Source organism: Pseudomonas sp. NC02, from assembly GCF_002874965.1.
Taxonomy (GTDB): domain Bacteria; phylum Pseudomonadota; class Gammaproteobacteria; order Pseudomonadales; family Pseudomonadaceae; genus Aquipseudomonas.
Genome location: NZ_CP025624.1, coordinates 1,007,508 through 1,023,858 on the forward strand (window position 1 = coordinate 1,007,508; position 16,351 = coordinate 1,023,858).

General features: G+C 59.8%; 21 protein-coding genes. 12 read left to right on the forward strand and 9 right to left on the reverse strand.

Translation table 11 applies throughout. The features are described 5' to 3' along the window. Positions 1-63: 63 nt before the first annotated feature. The 11 genes from sctW to sctU all read left to right on the forward strand — a co-directional run bounded on the left by sctW (position 64) and on the right by sctU (position 10,284). Positions 64-1,158: a type III secretion system gatekeeper subunit SctW gene (gene sctW / locus C0058_RS04510; RefSeq protein ID WP_008430704.1), complete on the forward strand. Its 1,095-nt coding sequence runs from the start codon at positions 64-66 to the stop codon at positions 1,156-1,158. Beyond that, complete coding sequence (sctV, locus tag C0058_RS04515) at positions 1,155-3,251, forward strand: type III secretion system export apparatus subunit SctV (protein WP_102368116.1); 2,097 nt, start codon at positions 1,155-1,157, stop codon at positions 3,249-3,251. Before sctW ends, sctV begins: the two co-directional genes overlap by 4 nt. An 85-nt stretch (positions 3,252-3,336) precedes the next feature. After that, positions 3,337-4,236, forward strand: coding sequence for an FHA domain-containing protein (locus C0058_RS04520; RefSeq protein WP_102368117.1), 900 nt, complete (start codon positions 3,337-3,339; stop codon positions 4,234-4,236). Then, the gene (locus tag C0058_RS04525) at positions 4,233-5,591 is read left to right on the forward strand and encodes a FliI/YscN family ATPase (protein WP_008430699.1); all 1,359 of its coding nucleotides are present in this window, start codon (positions 4,233-4,235) and stop codon (positions 5,589-5,591) included. Before C0058_RS04520 ends, C0058_RS04525 begins: the two co-directional genes overlap by 4 nt. After that, positions 5,578-6,006: a YscO family type III secretion system apparatus protein gene (locus C0058_RS04530; RefSeq protein ID WP_003208357.1), complete on the forward strand. Its 429-nt coding sequence runs from the start codon at positions 5,578-5,580 to the stop codon at positions 6,004-6,006. The genes C0058_RS04525 and C0058_RS04530 overlap by 14 nt, the downstream gene beginning before the upstream one ends. Then, a complete protein-coding gene (locus tag C0058_RS32980; protein WP_256579557.1) occupies positions 6,003-6,461 on the forward strand; it encodes a type III secretion system HrpP C-terminal domain-containing protein in 459 nt (152 codons plus the stop codon). The genes C0058_RS04530 and C0058_RS32980 overlap by 4 nt, the downstream gene beginning before the upstream one ends. Then, positions 6,458-7,471, forward strand: a complete 1,014-nt coding sequence (locus C0058_RS04540; protein WP_008430697.1) for a FliM/FliN family flagellar motor switch protein — start codon at positions 6,458-6,460, stop codon at positions 7,469-7,471. Before C0058_RS32980 ends, C0058_RS04540 begins: the two co-directional genes overlap by 4 nt. Further along, a complete protein-coding gene (gene sctR, locus C0058_RS04545; RefSeq protein WP_003208361.1) occupies positions 7,468-8,121 on the forward strand; it encodes a type III secretion system export apparatus subunit SctR in 654 nt (217 codons plus the stop codon). The genes C0058_RS04540 and sctR overlap by 4 nt, the downstream gene beginning before the upstream one ends. Positions 8,122-8,128: 7 nt before the next feature. Then, complete coding sequence (gene sctS / locus C0058_RS04550; protein ID WP_003208363.1) at positions 8,129-8,392, forward strand: type III secretion system export apparatus subunit SctS; 264 nt, start codon at positions 8,129-8,131, stop codon at positions 8,390-8,392. A gap of 10 nt (positions 8,393-8,402) precedes the next feature. Beyond that, a complete protein-coding gene (gene sctT, locus C0058_RS04555) occupies positions 8,403-9,194 on the forward strand; it encodes a type III secretion system export apparatus subunit SctT (RefSeq protein ID WP_003208364.1) in 792 nt (263 codons plus the stop codon). Further along, positions 9,187-10,284, forward strand: coding sequence for a type III secretion system export apparatus subunit SctU (sctU, locus tag C0058_RS04560; RefSeq protein ID WP_102368119.1), 1,098 nt, complete (start codon positions 9,187-9,189; stop codon positions 10,282-10,284). Before sctT ends, sctU begins: the two co-directional genes overlap by 8 nt. On the opposite strand, the gene C0058_RS04565 is transcribed toward sctU, so the two are convergent. The 3 genes from C0058_RS04565 to sctC are packed head-to-tail and all read right to left on the reverse strand — an operon-like array spanning position 10,281 to position 12,978. Further along, a complete protein-coding gene (locus C0058_RS04565; protein WP_102368120.1) occupies positions 10,281-10,640 on the reverse strand; it encodes a transcriptional regulator in 360 nt (119 codons plus the stop codon). The genes sctU and C0058_RS04565 overlap by 4 nt on opposite strands. A 5-nt stretch (positions 10,641-10,645) precedes the next feature. Beyond that, entirely contained in the window at positions 10,646-10,840 is a 195-nt protein-coding gene (gene hrpT, locus C0058_RS04570; protein WP_003208370.1) for an HrpT family type III secretion system protein, read from the reverse strand. Beyond that, positions 10,837-12,978, reverse strand: coding sequence for a type III secretion system outer membrane ring subunit SctC (gene sctC / locus C0058_RS04575; RefSeq protein WP_102368121.1), 2,142 nt, complete (start codon positions 12,976-12,978; stop codon positions 10,837-10,839). Before sctC ends, hrpT begins: the two co-directional genes overlap by 4 nt. Before the next feature lie 72 nt (positions 12,979-13,050). Between sctC and C0058_RS04580 the strand changes: the two genes are divergently transcribed. Then, positions 13,051-13,377: a hypothetical protein gene (locus C0058_RS04580; protein ID WP_173406097.1), complete on the forward strand. Its 327-nt coding sequence runs from the start codon at positions 13,051-13,053 to the stop codon at positions 13,375-13,377. A gap of 9 nt (positions 13,378-13,386) precedes the next feature. Here C0058_RS04580 and C0058_RS04585 read toward each other — a convergent pair whose 3' ends face one another. From C0058_RS04585 to C0058_RS32560, 6 genes are all read right to left on the reverse strand, one after another. Further along, the gene (locus tag C0058_RS04585; RefSeq protein ID WP_003208375.1) at positions 13,387-13,605 is read right to left on the reverse strand and encodes a hypothetical protein; all 219 of its coding nucleotides are present in this window, start codon (positions 13,603-13,605) and stop codon (positions 13,387-13,389) included. Positions 13,606-13,712: 107 nt separating this feature from the next. Then, positions 13,713-14,300, reverse strand: a complete 588-nt coding sequence (sctL, locus tag C0058_RS04590; protein ID WP_102368122.1) for a type III secretion system stator protein SctL — start codon at positions 14,298-14,300, stop codon at positions 13,713-13,715. A gap of 19 nt (positions 14,301-14,319) precedes the next feature. Further along, a complete protein-coding gene (locus C0058_RS04595; protein WP_256579558.1) occupies positions 14,320-14,640 on the reverse strand; it encodes a type III secretion protein in 321 nt (106 codons plus the stop codon). A 211-nt stretch (positions 14,641-14,851) separates the two neighbouring features. Continuing rightward, positions 14,852-15,658, reverse strand: a complete 807-nt coding sequence (gene sctJ, locus C0058_RS04600; RefSeq protein ID WP_102368124.1) for a type III secretion system inner membrane ring lipoprotein SctJ — start codon at positions 15,656-15,658, stop codon at positions 14,852-14,854. A 7-nt stretch (positions 15,659-15,665) separates the two neighbouring features. Next, positions 15,666-16,028, reverse strand: coding sequence for a hypothetical protein (locus tag C0058_RS32555; protein ID WP_158660272.1), 363 nt, complete (start codon positions 16,026-16,028; stop codon positions 15,666-15,668). Between the two features lie 131 nt (positions 16,029-16,159). After that, positions 16,160-16,330, reverse strand: coding sequence for a hypothetical protein (locus C0058_RS32560; RefSeq protein ID WP_158660273.1), 171 nt, complete (start codon positions 16,328-16,330; stop codon positions 16,160-16,162). Positions 16,331-16,351: the final 21 nt, after the last annotated feature.

Here is a 16,351-nt window from a genome sequence, read left to right on the forward strand (position 1 = left end):
CATGGAACCGTAACGGGATTGCCAGCCACACAAGGAAACGAAACTTCCTGTCCAGGCATCTCCATGAAACTTGATCCTTCTATTGATGTGCAAAAAAACCAGAGCCTGGATCAGCCTGTTCCAGCGAGTATTGATAACCCGCCAGTTCGCCAGGCACCCGCCGGGACGGCGGTCGACAATTTCGAGGCGCTGTTCGGCCTGGAGGTTGAACTCAACAGCAAGGCCTTGAGCCGGCGTATGTTGGGGCTGGGCGTGACGCCTGTGGCGCAGTTGACACAACTCTATGAGCAACTGGGCCATCCCGCTCAGGCAACACTGGCGACCATTGCGCGCTCCATCAGGGTTCAACTGTTGCTCAAGCCCAGCCTCGAGAAGTTGCTGGAGCTGACAGGAAACGACCCGGCCCGTACGTTTGTCGTACTCAAGCAGGTGGCTGCGCAGGCACAAGCTGAAGCGCGTACCTCCGAGGCGGCGCTGGCCAGCGATGCCCTGGCGCGGCTGGAGGTCCGCTTCAAGCCGCAGATCCAGGCCGGCCTGAACATCGCGCAGGCCTTGCAGGCAAGCAGTGACGACCCGAGTTTGCGGCAGGCGGTACGCAGTGTGTATTACGCCAGCGTGGTCGCCCGGCAATCGCTCGCCAGCATGATGCAGGCGCTGTTGGGGTTGTTCGGTGGCGATGAGTTTGGCCGCGGGTTGAAATTGATGCGTCGGGCCCTGGCAGACGACATTGCGGCGTATTGCCCTTCGCTCCCCACCGCCCAGCTGCGCACCTTGCTGTTGGGGTTGAGCAGTTGTGGTCAACTGGGCAGTGTGCTGGCCAGCTGCCGTGACTTGATCGATCGGCTGGCCGTATTGCACCCCGAAATTGATCGGGACACCGTAGCGCTGCTGCAGCGCATTCTCGGTTACGCGGGCACGGGCATCGCGTCTGCCGAAGTCCAGCGCCTGGCCTGCGAGTTGGGTGGGCCGGCATCATCCGTCCAGATTGTTTCGCTCAATGCCCTTTACCCCGTGCTCGGGAGCCTGCCCCTGGCGTTGTGGCGCGACAGCAAGGGCCGCCAGGAAGCGTTGCACAATTTCATGGTGGTAATGGATGAGTACGCTCGCATCGAACGAGGCTCCCGGCATGTCGGCGCGCTGCCGATAAACCACTCATGAGTGCGCTGCGGGCAGTCAACGCGATACTGCTCAAGGTTGCACAACGCGCCGAGGTGCTGGGTGCGGTCGTGATCCTGGGCATTGTGTTCATCTTTATCGTGCCGTTGCCGACCTGGCTGGTGGATATCCTGATTGCCGTCAACATTTGCATTTCGTGCCTGTTGATCGTGCTGGCGCTGTACCTGCCCGGGCCGCTTGCGTTTTCCTCGTTCCCGTCGATCCTGCTGTTGACCACCATGTTCCGCCTGGCATTGTCGATTGCGACCACGCGCCTGATCCTGCTGGAGCAGGACGCCGGTGACATTGTGGAGGCCTTCGGCAACTTCGTGGTGGGGGGCAACCTGGCGGTGGGGTTGGTGATCTTCATGATCCTGACCATCGTCAACTTCCTGGTGATCACCAAGGGTTCGGAGCGTGTCGCCGAAGTGGCGGCGCGCTTCAGCCTGGATGCCATGCCCGGCAAGCAGATGTCCATCGACAGCGACTTGCGTGCCGGCCTGATCGATGGTGGACAGGCGCGCGACAAACGCGAGCAGTTGTCCCGTGAGAGCCAGCTGTTCGGGGCGATGGACGGGGCCATGAAGTTCGTCAAGGGCGATGCCGTGGCCGGGCTGATTATCGTGGTGATCAACTTGCTGGGCGGGTTCAGCACCGGCATGTTCCAGCATGGCATGAGCGCCGCCGACTCCATGGCGCTGTATTCGGTACTGACGATTGGCGATGGCCTGATTGCGCAGATTCCCGCACTGCTGATCTCCCTGACGGCCGGCATGATCATTACCCGTGTAGCACCGGCCGGGGCGAATAAAGGGGCCAATAACATGGGCGCCGAAATCGCCCGGCAAATGACCAGTGAGCCCAAGAGCTGGATCATTGCTTCGATCGGCATGCTGGCTTTTGCAGCGCTTCCGGGCATGCCGACGGTGGTCTTTATCCTCATTTCGCTGATGACGGGCTCGCTGGGTTATTACCTCATGCGTCAGCGTCAAAAGCAGGACGCGCCTGCAGATACGGCGGCTGACGCCGTCCCGGCGGAGATCAACGGTGACGAAGACCTGCGCGCCTTTGATCCATCCCGGCCTTACTTGCTGCAGTTTTCATCGGGCCTGCAGGGCTCTGACCGAACAGCGCAAGTGGTTCATGGCATTCGCCAGGCCCGAAACCGCCTGGTTGCCCATATCGGCCTGACACTGCCGCCGTTTAACGTCGAGTTTATTCCCGCCTTATCCGACGATGAGTTTCGCTTTTGCGTGCACGAAGTCCCTGTGATCAAAGCTACCTTCGGTGATCGGGTCGCGGTGGAATCGGCGGCGCTGGGCGTCGAGCCACAAGCAGGTACCCAGGGTCTGGCGGAGCGAGACGAGCAAGACTGGTTATGGTTGGCGCCCGATGATCCGCTGCTCGACGATGCACAGCTTGAACGCCATACCGCCCATGACTTGATCATCGAGCGCATGACACGCGCGATGCTGCTCAGCGGGCCGCAGTTTCTCGGTATCCAGGAGTGCAAGTCGATTCTCAGCTGGCTCGAGTTCAACCAGCCGGAGCTGGTTCAGGAGCTGCAGCGGATCATGCCGCTTTCGCGCTTCTCTGCCGTGTTGCAGCGCCTGGCCAGCGAGGGCGTTCCGCTGCGGGCGGTGCGGTTGATTGTCGAGTCGTTGATCGAGTACGGCCAGCATGAGCGTGAAGCGGATGCCCTGGCCGACTATGCGCGAATCGCCCTCAAGTCGCAGATTCTGCACCAGTACAGCGAAGCTGATGGCCTGCACGCCTGGTTGTTGTCACCGCATACCGAGAATGTCCTGCGCGAGGCGCTGCGCCAGACCCAGACCGGGGTGTTCTTTTCCCTCGACAACGACAGCAGTGCGACGCTGGTGAGCTTGCTCAAGCAAGCCTTTACCGTGCGGGCCAAGAGCAAAAGTGTGCTGCTGGTTGCGCAAGACTTGCGCAGCCCCCTGCGGACATTGCTTGTGGAAGAGTTCAACCATGTGCCGGTGTTGTCGTTTGCCGAGTTGGGCAGTTCGTCGAAGGTCAAGGTGCTGGGGCGGTTTGACCTGAGTCATGACGATCTGCTGCGTGGGGCCGTGGCATGAGTACTGTTTTGGCGATTGCGCATTGCCTTGAAACGGACGGTGCTGCGTGGGGCCGTTTGGTCCGTGCGGCCATGAGGGCCTGACAATGTTTGAGCTACGAGTACTCGATGGTTTGCACCAGGGGGCGGCGCTGCCGTTGTTCGGCGAGCAGTGGAGCATTGGTGCGCACCCTGACGCTGACCTGGCGCTATACGACCCGGGCATTGCCGAGCGTCATGTGCGATTGCAGTGTGTTGACCAGCGCTGGTCGGTGCAGGCCGAGGGAGGGGTGATGCAGGATGCCGCCGGCCTGATCCTGGCGCAGATTGCCGACCTGGCACTCAACACGACATTTTCGATTGGCAACGTTCGGCTCTGCGTCACCCGCGCCGACCAGCCCTGGCCTCAGCCGACGGTGACTGCCGAACAGGCGCCCACGCCAGCGGCCGAGCCCCTCGTGCCGCTGAAGCTTTCTTCAATTTCGAGCACGCAGCAGAAACGCTTGATCAGCCTGGTCGTCGTCGTTGCGGTCATCATCACCGCGCTGGGCATGACCACTAGCGGTGACCGCGAAGCCCAGGCGTCGTTGATGTCACCGGTGATCCGCAAGAACGAGCTGGCCTCACCTTTCGAGGTGCGCCAGCAGTTGCTCAGGATGCTCAGCGAGCGCGAATTGATCAACCGTATAAGCATCCAGTTGGTCAATGACCAGGTGCTGCTCGACGGCGATGTACTCCAGGAAGACATGGAGTTGGTATCGCGCATGCTCAGCCGGTTTGGCGAACAGTTCGATACCGCGGTGCCGGTGATGAGCCGGGTCAGGACTCGCGACGGAACGTTCCCTTTCAAGATTTTGCAGATTGTCGGCGGCCCCAACGGTCACGTGGTTCTGGAACAGGGGAACCGACTGTTTGTGGGGGATGAAGTGGACGGCTTGCGACTGGTGCTGATCGATAACACCAAGGTGGTGTTCGACGGTAAGCAACGCTTCGAGGTGCGCTGGTGAGCCGTGACCTGCAAGCCCGTCTTGAGGCCTGGGAGCAACGCCAGTCGAGTGCGCTGGTCAGCTTCGCACCGGTGTCGGTGCGCGGTCGTATCCAGCGGGTGAACGGCATGTTGTTGCAATGCCGGCTGCCCCAGGCGCGCATCGGTGATTTGTGCCAGGTCGAAAAGTCCATCGGTGAATACATGCTGGCGGAGATCATCGGTTTCGACCAGCAGGATGCAGTGCTGAGTGCGTTGGGCAATCTTGAAGGCGTGCGCGTGGGTGCCAGTGTGCAACGCCTGGGGGTGCCACACCGGGTACGGGTCGGCGACGATTTGCTCGGCCAGGTGCTCGATGGGTTTGGCCGGCCGATTGCGGGCGATGGCCCCAGCGCCTTTGTGGAGGCCGACATCGCAGAGGCGAGCACGGTGTTGTGCGAGGCGCCGTTGCCTACCGAACGCCCCAGAATCAGCCGGGCGTTGTCCACCGGCGTACGCTCGATCGATGGATTGATCACGCTGGGAGAAGGGCAGCGCGTCGGCCTGTTCGCCGGCGCGGGCTGCGGCAAGACCACCTTGTTGGCCGAGATCGCCCGAAACGTCGAGTGCGATGTGATCGTGTTCGGGTTGATTGGTGAGCGCGGCCGCGAGCTGCGGGAATTTCTTGACCATGAGCTGGATGATCAGCTGCGCGCCAAGGCGGTGCTGGTGTGTGCCACCTCCGACCGCTCAAGCATGGAACGCGCCCGCGCGGCGTTCACTGCGACAGCGCTGGCCGAAGGGTTCCGGCGCAAGGGCCAGCGGGTACTGCTGCTGATTGACTCCCTGACCCGATTTGCCCGGGCCCAGCGTGAAATCGGCCTGGCCGCGGGCGAGCCCCTGGGCCGCGGCGGCTTGCCACCGTCGGTATACAGCCTGATGCCGCGCCTGGTGGAGCGGGCCGGGCTGACCCGTGACGGAGTGATTACCGCCATCTACACCGTGCTGATCGAGCAGGACTCGATGAACGATCCGGTAGCGGATGAAGTGCGCTCCCTGCTCGACGGCCACATCGTGTTGTCACGCAAGCTGGCCGAGCGTGGCCACTACCCGGCGGTGGATGTGCTGGGCAGCCTTTCGCGGATCTTGAGCAACGTCGCCACGCCCGAGCATATAAGGGCGGGCACCGCCTTGCGCCGCTTGTTGTCGGCGTACCAGCAGATCGAACTGATGCTCAAGTTGGGCGAGTACCAACCCGGCAGTGATGCCCTGACCGACCTGGCGGTGGACAGCCGCCAGGCCGTCGATGGCTTTCTGCGCCAGGACCTGCGTGAGCCGGCCGCGATGGCGATGACGCTGGACCAATTGATGGAGTTGACCACCGATGTCCCTTTCTGAAATCGATACCTTGCGGCGTTTGCGCAAGCACCGGGCTGACCGGGCGGAGCGCGCGCTGCGTGCCGCCAAAAGGCAACAGCAAGCGCTGCTGTTGCAGATCCGGCAGGCGGCGGATGCCCTTGAGCAGACCCGGCTGGACGAAGCCCGGAAAACCGCTGAGTTGCTGAGCAAGCATCAAGGGCAAGTGATCTCGTTCCAGGACATCAAGTCCTGGAATGCCCAGGAGCGCACGTTGTCCGCCGACACCCGCCGCGAAGAAGGGCAGTTACATGAGCTGCACGGCCAGCGCGATGAGCAGTTGATCCACATCGACAGCGCGCAGAAGCAGGTTACCCAGTGCTTGCGCGAGGTTGAAAAACTCCAGGAACTGTCCCTTTTGTTGGGGCAGGAAGAAGCCGTGCAGGAAGAAACATGACGCAAGTTCCAGTGAACAGTCCTGAGCGCCCGCGTCCGGGCGAGCCTCGGGATGAACGTGAACCCGGCCCGGGGGCGATAGTGCCATGGGAGCACGGACGGTTATTTGCCCAGCTGTTTGGCAACGATGATGAAGGGGGCGGTTTCGGTTCCGCCCTACCGGGAACCCCTGCATCAAGTCATGCCGCGATGATCGCGGCCATGACCGAGCAGTTGGCACCGCGGATTCACGCCGCTGTTCAGTGGCCTTTGCACGCTGTGCTTTACCTGCCGAGCCTGGGGCGGATCAACGCCAGCGTGCGCCGCGAGCAAGGTACCTGGAACGTTGAGCTGGAGGCGCAGGAAGAGCGCACCGCGCGCTGGTTGCCTGGGGTGCGCCAGCACCTTGAGGACGGGCTGGCCGGCGCGTTGGCGCAGCCTGTCACCGTACACCTGGCACCTGTGGACCCGGCATGATCATGCCGTTTTTAACCTTGCCGGTGGTCAGCGGCGCCAATGTCGCGGCGCGGCGCAGGCTGGGGCGCGGCTTGCGCATGGCGTTTCAGGTCGCGGGGCAGAACGGTGAACTGTTGATGGAACCGGGCCGTGCCCCCGCAGGCGTCAAGCCGCTGTTTTTCGAGAGCGCCTGCGGGGTGCTGGCTTTCGCCGAACCAGGGCCGCTGTTCAGCCTGCTGGGGGAGTGCCCGGTGACGCTGGCGGAGGCCGACAACGATCCAGACTCGTGGTTCTGGGAACTGTTCCAGCACCACCTGAGCCCGCAGGTGCGGGGGCTGTTTGGCTTCCTGCGGTTGCTGCCGGCGCCCAGGAAATTGAACTTCGGTTGTCGCTTCACGGTGACGCTGGGGAAGTCCAGGGTCGTGGGTTACCTGTGGCTGACTCCAGAGCGCTTGCTGGCACTGTGCGAGGCCGGCCCGTGGCAGTCGATAGCGGGGCCATTGCCGGCGTCGTTCCAGTTGGCAGTGGCGATGACCCTGGGCCGCCTGAAGCTATCCATCACGCAATTGAGCGGTGTCCGTGCCGGTGACGTGGTGATGCTTGAGCAACCCTTTTTCGATGTGCAGGGCAATGGTCACCTGTATGTCGGCAAGCACCGGCTGCAAGGGTGCATTGATGATGAATCCGGGCCGTTGTGCCTGACGCTTGTTTCGATCGAGGAAACGTCCGTGGACGAGGATTTTGCAACATCGCAGTACCCGGGGGATGAGCTGGATGAACCGGTAGTGGATGTCTTTGGCCACGAGCCTTTCGATGAGTTGAACATGGCCCTGACGGTACGTTGTGGCACCCTGAACCTGACCCTGGGCGAACTGCGCAATCTCGCCCCCGGTGCGGTGTTGGGCATTGCCGGGTACGCGCCGGGCATGGCCGGGCTTTATTACGGCGACAGGCCGATAGGGCAAGGGCAGTTGGTGGAAGTAGATGGGCGCCTTGGTTTGCAGTTGTCCCGCGTGATTTTTTCGCGATGACATTTCAGGGGGTCGACCCTCTTGTCCTGGCGCTGTTTTTAGGTTCGTTGTCGCTGATGCCAATGCTGCTGATCATCTGCACATCGTTCTTGAAGATCGTGATTGTGCTGATGATCACCCGTAACGCCATCGGCGTGCAGCAGGTACCGCCGAGCATGGCCATCAACGGAATAGCGCTGGCTGCGACACTGTTCATCATGGCGCCCGTGGGGTACCAGATCGCCGAGAACGTCAAGGCCTCGCCCGTGGACACGAGTAGCGTGCAAAGCCTTCTGGAAACCGGGCAGGCGGCCATACAGCCGTTGCGTGCGTTCATGCTGCGCAACACCGATGCCGATGTGTTGACTCACCTGCTGGAAAACAGTGCGCGCATGTGGCCGCCTGAAATGGCGCAGAGCACCCAGCGCGAAGACTTGATCCTGCTGGTCCCGGCCTTCGTGCTGTCGCAACTGCAGGCGGGGTTCGAGATCGGCTTTCTGATCTACATCCCGTTCATCGTCATCGATTTGATTGTGTCCAACCTGCTGTTGGCCCTCGGTATGCAGATGGTCTCGCCCATGACCATTTCGCTGCCGCTCAAACTGCTGTTGTTCGTCATGGTTTCCGGGTGGTCGCGGCTGCTCGACAGCCTGTTCCTTTCTTACCTCTGAGTGCCCTATGGAACCGATCGTGCTGTTCAAGCAGGGCATGTTGCTGGTGGTGGTGCTGTCGGCGCCGCCGCTGATCGTGGCGGTGGTCGTCGGTGTGTTGACGTCGCTGGTGCAGGCCCTGATGCAGATACAGGACCAGACGCTGCCCTTTGGCATCAAGCTGGTTGCGGTGGGCATCACGCTGATTTTGACCGGTCGCTGGATTGGCGTGGAGCTGATCCAACTGATCAACCTGATGTTCGACATGATTGCCCGCTCGGCATTGAACTGAGGGCCTGCGTGTGCTGCTTTATCTTGAATTCCTGCCCAGCCTGCTCGTGGCCATGGCGCGCATTTATCCCTGTGCATTTCTGGTGCCTGCGTTTTGTTTCCAACATATACGCGGTATGCCCCGCCACATCATCGTGATGGTCATGGCGTTGATTCCGGCGCCCGGCATTCATGCCGTCCTGGCTGCCAAGGATTACTCCGCGCTGATGATCAGCGGGTTGGTACTCAAGGAAGCTGCCCTGGGGTTTTTGCTGGGGATTCTGTTGGCCATGCCGTTCTGGATGTTCGAGTCAGTGGGCGCACTGCTGGATAACCAGCGGGGGGCTTTGGCGGGTGGCCAACTCAACCCCTCGCTGGGGCCGGATGCGACGCCGATCGGGCACCTGTTCAAACAGTTGGTGATTTATTTGCTGATTGCCGTCCTGGGCTTGAGCGTGCTGACCCAAGTGATCTGGGACAGCTACCTGATCTGGCCGCCAACCGCCTGGTTGCCGCTGCCGGCGGTCAATGGGTTCAGTGTATTCATCGGGCTGCTGGGCGATACTTTTACCCACATGATGCTGTATGCCGCACCGTTTATTGCCGTGCTGCTGTTCCTGGAGTTCGGCTTCGCCTTGTTGGGCCTGTACAGCCCGCAATTGCAAGTCTCTACCCTGGCAACGCCGGTCAAGAGCCTGGCGGGGCTGGTTATCCTGCTGCTGTACTTCCCGCTGTTGCAGGACTTGATCGTCGGGCGCATGGCGCAGTTGGGAGACCTCAAGCATTCCCTCGGCCTGATGTTCAGGGGCTCGGGACATGAGTGATTCGGGTGAGAAAAAACACGCGGCCACGCCCAAGAAACTCAAGGATCAGCGCCAGAAAGGCCAGGTCGCCCAAAGCCAGGACGTCGGTAAGCTACTGGTGTTGACCGCCCTCAGCGAAATCGCGTTGTTCACCGCCGAAACCAGCATGCAGCGCTTCCAGCAGTTGCTGGTGATGCCCATGTCACGTTTCGGGCAGCCCTTTGTGCGGGCGCTGGAGGAAGTGCTGACGGAAGGCTTGATCGTGTTTTTTTCCTTCGCCTTGCTGATGGCCGGACTGGCGATCGCGGTGAAGTTGATCAGCGGCTGGATTCAGTTCGGTTTCCTGTTTGCGCCGGAAAGCCTGAAGCTGAATTTCAGCCGTCTCAATCCACTCAGCCAGGTCAAGCAGATGTTCTCTGCCAAGTCAGTGACGAACCTGTTGATGGGGTTGGCCAAGGCGCTACTGCTTGCGCTGATTTTGTACGTGGTGATCAGGCCGTCACTAGGGGCCTTGATCAATCTGGCCACCAGCGACCTGCAGAGTTACATCCTCGCGCTGATCATCCTGTTTCGCCATCTGCTGCACGCTTGCCTGGGATTGCTGCTGGTCCTGGCATTGATCGACATGGCGCTGCAGAAGCACTTCTTTGCCAAGAGCATGCGCATGACTCAGGTAGAGGTGGTCAAGGAATACAAGGACATGGAGGGCGACCCTCACGTCAAGGGGCAGCGCCGCGCCCTGGCCCAACAGCTGGCCCAGGAGGAGCCGAAGGTCAAGCTGCCCAAGCTGGAGGAGGCTGACATGTTGGTGGTCAACCCGACGCACTTTGCGGTCGCGCTGTACTACCGGCCGGGCAAAACGCCGCTGCCGCTGCTGGTGGATAAAGGCACGGATGCCGAGGCCCGGAAACTGATAGACCGGGCCAAGGCGGCCGACGTGCCGGTGATCCAGTGTGTATGGCTCGCGCGCACGCTGTACGAGAAGAAGCTTGGGGCGAACATTCCCCGGGAGACGTTGCAGGCGGTAGCGTTCCTCTACCGCACCCTGCGTGAGCTCAATGACGAGGCCAAGCGTGAAACGCTGGAGTTTCCGGAGCTTAAGCAACGTTAACGGTAGCGGTGCACGTCCAGCATATCGAGGCAGCCCAGCGAAAGCAGCTTGCCGATGATGTCATCTGCCTCCTCTGCACCTGCCGGCAGCGCGTGCCAGATCACCAGGGCATCCCTGGCATCGAGACAGGCAAAGCAGCCGTCAAACGCCACCGCCTGTTCAAAAAGCCGCTCCAGTACCCGTTCCAACTGTCCGGCTTCCAGCGCTCCACGGTCGACCAGCAACGCAAGCCCGGGTTTACCACCGGCCTTTAACCGGCACACGCTTATGCCCGGGCCGAGGGACAGGTGGGCGTCCTTGCCGCCCACCAGGTTATCCAGGAATACCTGGCGAGACGACGTATCGTTCGGCCCCATGGAACTTACCGTTCCAGTGAGATCGTTTGATAGTCGGAGCGCTCGCCGGCAGGGCCGGATTCGACGCGCATCTGCGGCGGCCACCAGACCACCAGCTTATCGGCGCCCGATTGCGGGCGTGAACAGGAGTCGCCCTTGCACGTCGGCGTACAACCAACGATAAGCAGGGCCAGGCCGAGGAGGGTGAGTAGGCGTTTCATGGCGCGTTCTTCCGGGTGGGGGTGATCAGGGAGGGGCGGGACACACCGATGTGTTCATCTTTGACCACGGGCCGCATGGCGATAAATACCTCCGCCTCTTCTCCCGGCTTGAGCCAGGCACGTGGCCAGACGCTGACGGCCAGGGTCTGGGAGTTGCTGCATTCTTTTTCATCGATGCGCACGTTACGGTTGAACTGATTGCGTACCACCACCACGGCCACATTGAACTGCGGGCCTGCATACCATTGGCTGCGTTCGGTGTTCAGGGCCAATAGCTCGCGGGTGCTGCACAAGGTGTCCAGGCCCAGTGGCATGGGCGCGGCCTTGAAGGCCGTGGGTACTTGCCCGCTGACGAGGTGAGCCAGGGTGCTGGTGATGTCGCTGCGCTTGATCACCGGTTGATGCTCGGCATACCGCCGGGCCAATGGCTTGAGTGCGGCCTGCAGTTCGGCTTGATCCTCCTGGGGCAAGTAGCGTGAAGGATCAGCCTGATCGCCGATCACGCGCGGCGTCAGGATAAACAGGCGTTCGCGCCGGTTGTTCTGGCGCTCGGAGGAAGAAAACAGGGCCTTGCCCAGCAGCGGAATGTCTCCCAGAAGAGGGATCTTGCTTTGTTTGTCGGTGCTTTCAGTGACATGGAAGCCACCGACCACCAGCGAACGTTTTTCCGCCATGACCGCCTGGGTGCTGACTTTGCCGCGGCGTACATCGGGGCTGGTGCGCGCGGGGTTGGACTCGTCGAAGTTACCGTCCTCGATATCCACCACCAGGTGGATCTGGTGATTGCCGCGGGTAGTGATCACCCTCGGTACCACCTGGAAGCTGGTGCCGACCGTGATGGGCAGGATGGTTGCAGTCTCGGTGCCGGCGGTGAGGTATTGGGTGCGGTTGAAATCGATCACCGCCGGCTGGTTTTCCAAAGTAAGCACCGACGGGTTGGACACCATGGTCGCCAGGCCACGTTGCTCCAATGCGCGAATATCGGCGTTGAAACGATCACGGTGCTCGATCGACAGCTGTGATGAAGACCCGGGCGCCATGTTCACGCCACCCCGGAAACGGCTGTTTTGAAAACCCCATCTAATCCCGAATTCCCGCAGTTGAGTGCGCTCGATATCAAGAATGATCGCATCGATTTCCACCAGCTTGCGGGCTACGTCGAGCTGGCTGATCAGCTCACGGTACATCGCCTGGCGCTCCGGCAGGTCGTAGATCAGGATGGCGTTGTTGCGCACATCGGCTTCGACTCGGATTTTGCTGGTGGAGACCGGTGCCCGAGGGGTGAGTGACATGCCGGTGTCCGACGGCACCGGGTTCATCGCCTGGCCGAGCATTTGCCCCAGCATCGGGTTACTCAGGCGCGGAAATACCGGGGTTATGGGTGAGGGTTGGGAGGCAGAGGGAGGGCGTGGGCTCATGCCTGAAAGCGTCGAGGCCGTGCGAGGTTCCAGCAGCCCCCGCAGCATGCTGGCAACGCCTGGGATGGTCAGTTTCTCGCCGCGATAATCAATCTGGCGGTCCGCCGCATTGGCGAACTTCAGCGGGTAGCTGAGGACGCTCTGCTTTTCATCCGGGGACTTGCGCTGGCTGCTGAACTGCTTGATCTGTTCGATATAGCGCTTGGGCCCGGAGACCAGTACGACGCCGTCCTCAGGCAATTCGCCCCAGCCGAAGCGGCTATCGAGCAAGCCTATATCGGTGAGGGCCTGCTTGAGGTCGGCGATGGTCTCGGAAGAGACCTCCAGGCGTGCAGATTCCTGTTGGTCCAGGGTGCTGACGTACAGCGTGTTGTTGTACAGGTACCACTGGAAGCGGTGCTCGACGCCGAGCCTGTCGAGAAGCGATTGTGGGGTATTGGCGCGTATCTTGCCGTTGACGTTGCCTTCGAGGAGGCCGTCGATTTGCAGTTGGGTGCCGAAGGTCTGGGCGAAGTCTTCCAGCACATCCCGCAGGGGCTTGTGTTCGGCCTCATAGGCATAGGCGGTGTTTTTCCATTCGCTGGGGACGGCGGCCAGGGTGCTTTCCAGGGGCGCCAACAACCAGGGCATGAGGATCAGGTAGCGCCAACGGGCAGGCTTTACGGCGGCGGCAGGCGAATTGACGCGCAAGCGGATGTGCTTGTCGATCTTGTTAGGCATTGAGAATTCTCTGTTTTAGTGACGCAGCGACCGAAGCGAAGTAGGCCTAAGTTTCCGGGCTGGGCTGGCAAGGTGCGCAACAATGCCCCGCCAGGTATCACGCTGGTTCAGCAGGGTTTCGAGTTTGCCAAGCAGGTGGGGCAGGGCACAGTCGCCAGGGAGTTTTTGAAGCAGCCAAAGATGACCAGTCATTGCTTCCTGCGCCAAGGCACCCTGGAAATGCCTCAGACTTTCCAGTCCGAGGCGCATCCACGCCTCCAAGGCTCTTTTGTCGACCCGATGGTGGGTCAGTTGAACACTGATCAAAAAAGCTTGTTGGTCGCGCCGCACCTTGATTTCGTCATTATCTTCAAACAACGTGATCAGCGGTTCGCTGCTACTCAACCAACGACCGAGTAACGCTTCCACTCACTGTATGCCTTCGATAACGGTCTTGGCTGTTTCGCTCATGTAATTGGTGTAGGTGGAACTGGCTGATAACGTGGCCGCGAGGAAGACTTTTTCGTCATTCATTGCCGCCAGGGCTTCGTCGTTGTTCAATCCATCGCGTTCTATCTTTTCAAAGCGCTTTTGCGAATTTTCCAGTTGCCTGTAGAGATTCGCTTGCAGGCGATAATCAAAGCTCATTGGTTTTGCTCCAGAGGATGTTACGTTCTGTGTGGCTCGACGCGTGATTCCAGTTCCACGGGTATTTCGTTAAACATCAGCGCTCGTTGAACCGCAGCCCCTGCGTGTTATTGGGTTGAACCCGACGTGCCGGAATTCCATAGGGTTTCCACCATCGAATCCCAGTCGATCCGAAATCCACCTTCGGGCGTTTCCAGAATGAGCATTTGAGGTGCGATGTTCTCCTCGGTGCGCAGTGTCCAGGGAAGGTCTTTGTGCCTGCTCAGCCACTGGTCTACGTTTTTACGGTCCAATGGATTGCAGAGCAAAGTGGCTTCGATTCGCGGGACCTGGGTGGCCAGTAATTGCTTTAGCAGGACGCTCAGGCGTTGGGGGGAGACTGTTTCCTCCAGCAGGTTACGAATGGCCAGGCTGGTGATGGAGGCGGCAATGGGTTCAATGTTGTCGCAGATAGCCTGGCGTTCAATCTCCCAGCGTTGCAACTGAGTGTTGGCGCGTTCCCAGAACTCACGGCAAGCATTTGCGTAAAGTATTTCGCGCTGCTCTTCGGCCTGGCGTAGTAGTTCGCGCGCTTCGGCTTTGGCGCGAATAAGTAATGTGCCCGCCTGAGCACAGTCGATAAGCATCTCTCGGGCAATCAGGGTTTGTGGCAGGTCCTGGCCTTTATTCAGCTCAATTTTACGTCGGCATAACATGCAGGTTGGTTGCTCCTGATCAGGGCCACGCGTGATCATTCGTGATGGCGGTAGCTCGCCAGATGACGGCTCGCCACAGAGTATCCAGCCGACCATGACGGTCGGGCAGGTTGGAATATTTCTCCAGGTCGACTACCCGTTGATTCGCAAAGCCAAGTCGTAGGCGTTGCCATACCGCAGGCTCAACCCAGGCGCGCAGGTACTGCAGAGGATCGTCTGTGTTCAGTACCCGTGAGTCCGCAGGGAGCGCTTTGGCAAGGCGCTGACACCAGAGGTATTCATCCTCCTCCAGCAAGTGGCCGCGTACAGGCTGGCAGACACTGCCGATCAGCGTCAGCATGCGGTCGCGTTGTGGTGGGGAGGCTTGCACCAGGTGCAGCAAGGCAGGGGAGGGTGAGGGTGGCAGGCAGGGGGTGATGGCCAGTGCGGTGCTCACTCGTTCATGCCGGCTGCGACATAGATCGGTCGAGGCGATATATGGGCTGAGGACCTCCCAGTCACACGCTGGCGTTTCCCATGGGCGGGCCCACCATCGAACCCACGCCAGCTGATTACTCATGAACAGACGGGTTTAGTGAGGCATGAGCCGGTACGACAGATGAGTCGTGTTGTTGATTCACCCCCCGCTTGCGCCAGATAAACGCGCCAGCCCCCGCAAGCGTCATTATGATGAGGAATGCGGTAAGACTCATGCGCCAGAAACCGAGATCGTTATCCTGAACCAGGAACGGACCAAAATAGGTCAGACGTTGCTGCTCCAGATACGCCGCGGCGGGGACAAACACTACGGTTAATTTTTGAGTGTTTTCTACAGCAGCTGCCATGCCGGGGATACTGCTGGCCACCATCCTGCGTACTCGGGGGCGGATATTATCAGGCTCAAGTCGTGGATCATGTTTGATGAACACCGAGGCTGATGCCGGTTGTACGGGTTCACCCGGGGCAATCCGTTCGGGGAGCACGACATGAACTCGAGCGACGATGACCCCGTCGATGTTCGACAAGGTTGCCTCCAGCTCCTGAGACAATGCATAGATATAGCGGGCACGTTCTTCCAGCGGTGTTGAGATAACGCCTTCTTTACGGAAGATATCGCCCAGGGTCGACCGGGCCAGTTTGGGCAGGCCAGCGGCCTCGAGCGTCCGGACCGCCCTGCTGATGTCCGACGCGTTGACGCGCACAACAACGCCGTCTTTGGCTGGCACTTTTTGGGCCCGGATTTGTTTATCCGCGAGTTCTGCAACAACCTCATTAGCCTCCTGTTCGGACAGTCGGCTATGGAGTTCTACTTTTTCACCGCAACCGGCCAGCAGCAATGCCAATGATAAAACTAATGGGGTGGTGATCCAGCGGAGCATGACTTACCTACTGAAGGTTGGTTATTTTCTCGCAACATTGCACGGTTTTGCTGATGACCTTGACTGACATGGACAGCTCCCGATGGGCGTCTGAAAGTGACTTGGCAATTTGATGCATTTCCGTTGATTTTTTATTAAGGCTCAGGTCACGCAAACCTTTGGTCGCACGTTTTGATAGCCTCGTTAAATGAGAAGACTGTTCGGATAGCGCGTTCGTACCGACTATTGAATTTTGGCTACCCGGGGAAGACGCGCGATCAACCAGGCTGGCTTGGAAAAAATTCATGTCGGAAGCAGAGGTATCAACACCTCGCGATTCAACCGTTCGTGAAACCGGGCGTTCTGTGAAGTCGTCAGCGAGCACGCGCATGTAAACCTCCGGCAAGACGCTAGGAACGTTCTTGTTGGTTTGGGAGTAATGTTGGTTTTTTTCGATTGTTCAGCATGAGCCATGCTAGCAAACGGGTTGCTTCCTCTATGTTTAATAGAGGAAGCAAAGGTTTAAAACCTTAGTTTGCCTATGTTTTCGAGTTCTTTTGTCAGTATTTCGTTTTGAACCTCCTCTATTTTAAGTCGACGCATTTCTCTTTTTTTGGCCTCGTCGATATCTTTATTTTCGCCTCCACTGAAAACGCTGGAAGTAACCGGCTTGTTATTATCGATTTCGCTCATAACATCACCTCTGAGTTGCTT

Excerpts from the sequence above, each read along its gene's own strand:
- C0058_RS04565 (WP_102368120.1), bottom strand. The coding sequence starts at position 10,640 with ATGGGGCCGAACGATACGTCGTCTCGCCAGGTATTCCTGGATAACCTG.
- sctL (WP_102368122.1), bottom strand. The coding sequence starts at position 14,300 with ATGTTATGCCGACGTAAAATTGAGCTGAATAAAGGCCAGGACCTGCCA.
- C0058_RS04595 (WP_256579558.1), bottom strand. The coding sequence starts at position 14,640 with ATGCTGACGCTGATCGGCAGTGTCTGCCAGCCTGTACGCGGCCACTTG.
- sctR (WP_003208361.1), top strand. The coding sequence starts at position 7,468 with ATGACATTTCAGGGGGTCGACCCTCTTGTCCTGGCGCTGTTTTTAGGT.
- sctJ (WP_102368124.1), bottom strand. The coding sequence starts at position 15,658 with ATGCTCCGCTGGATCACCACCCCATTAGTTTTATCATTGGCATTGCTG.
- sctW (WP_008430704.1), top strand. The coding sequence starts at position 64 with ATGAAACTTGATCCTTCTATTGATGTGCAAAAAAACCAGAGCCTGGAT.
- sctC (WP_102368121.1), bottom strand. The coding sequence starts at position 12,978 with ATGCCTAACAAGATCGACAAGCACATCCGCTTGCGCGTCAATTCGCCT.
- sctU (WP_102368119.1), top strand. The coding sequence starts at position 9,187 with ATGAGTGATTCGGGTGAGAAAAAACACGCGGCCACGCCCAAGAAACTC.
- sctV (WP_102368116.1), top strand. The coding sequence starts at position 1,155 with ATGAGTGCGCTGCGGGCAGTCAACGCGATACTGCTCAAGGTTGCACAA.
- C0058_RS04530 (WP_003208357.1), top strand. The coding sequence starts at position 5,578 with ATGTCCCTTTCTGAAATCGATACCTTGCGGCGTTTGCGCAAGCACCGG.
- sctS (WP_003208363.1), top strand. The coding sequence starts at position 8,129 with ATGGAACCGATCGTGCTGTTCAAGCAGGGCATGTTGCTGGTGGTGGTG.
- C0058_RS04585 (WP_003208375.1), bottom strand. The coding sequence starts at position 13,605 with ATGAGCTTTGATTATCGCCTGCAAGCGAATCTCTACAGGCAACTGGAA.
- C0058_RS04540 (WP_008430697.1), top strand. The coding sequence starts at position 6,458 with ATGATCATGCCGTTTTTAACCTTGCCGGTGGTCAGCGGCGCCAATGTC.
- C0058_RS04520 (WP_102368117.1), top strand. The coding sequence starts at position 3,337 with ATGTTTGAGCTACGAGTACTCGATGGTTTGCACCAGGGGGCGGCGCTG.
- C0058_RS32560 (WP_158660273.1), bottom strand. The coding sequence starts at position 16,330 with ATGAGCGAAATCGATAATAACAAGCCGGTTACTTCCAGCGTTTTCAGT.
- C0058_RS32555 (WP_158660272.1), bottom strand. The coding sequence starts at position 16,028 with ATGCGCGTGCTCGCTGACGACTTCACAGAACGCCCGGTTTCACGAACG.
- hrpT (WP_003208370.1), bottom strand. The coding sequence starts at position 10,840 with ATGAAACGCCTACTCACCCTCCTCGGCCTGGCCCTGCTTATCGTTGGT.
- C0058_RS32980 (WP_256579557.1), top strand. The coding sequence starts at position 6,003 with ATGACGCAAGTTCCAGTGAACAGTCCTGAGCGCCCGCGTCCGGGCGAG.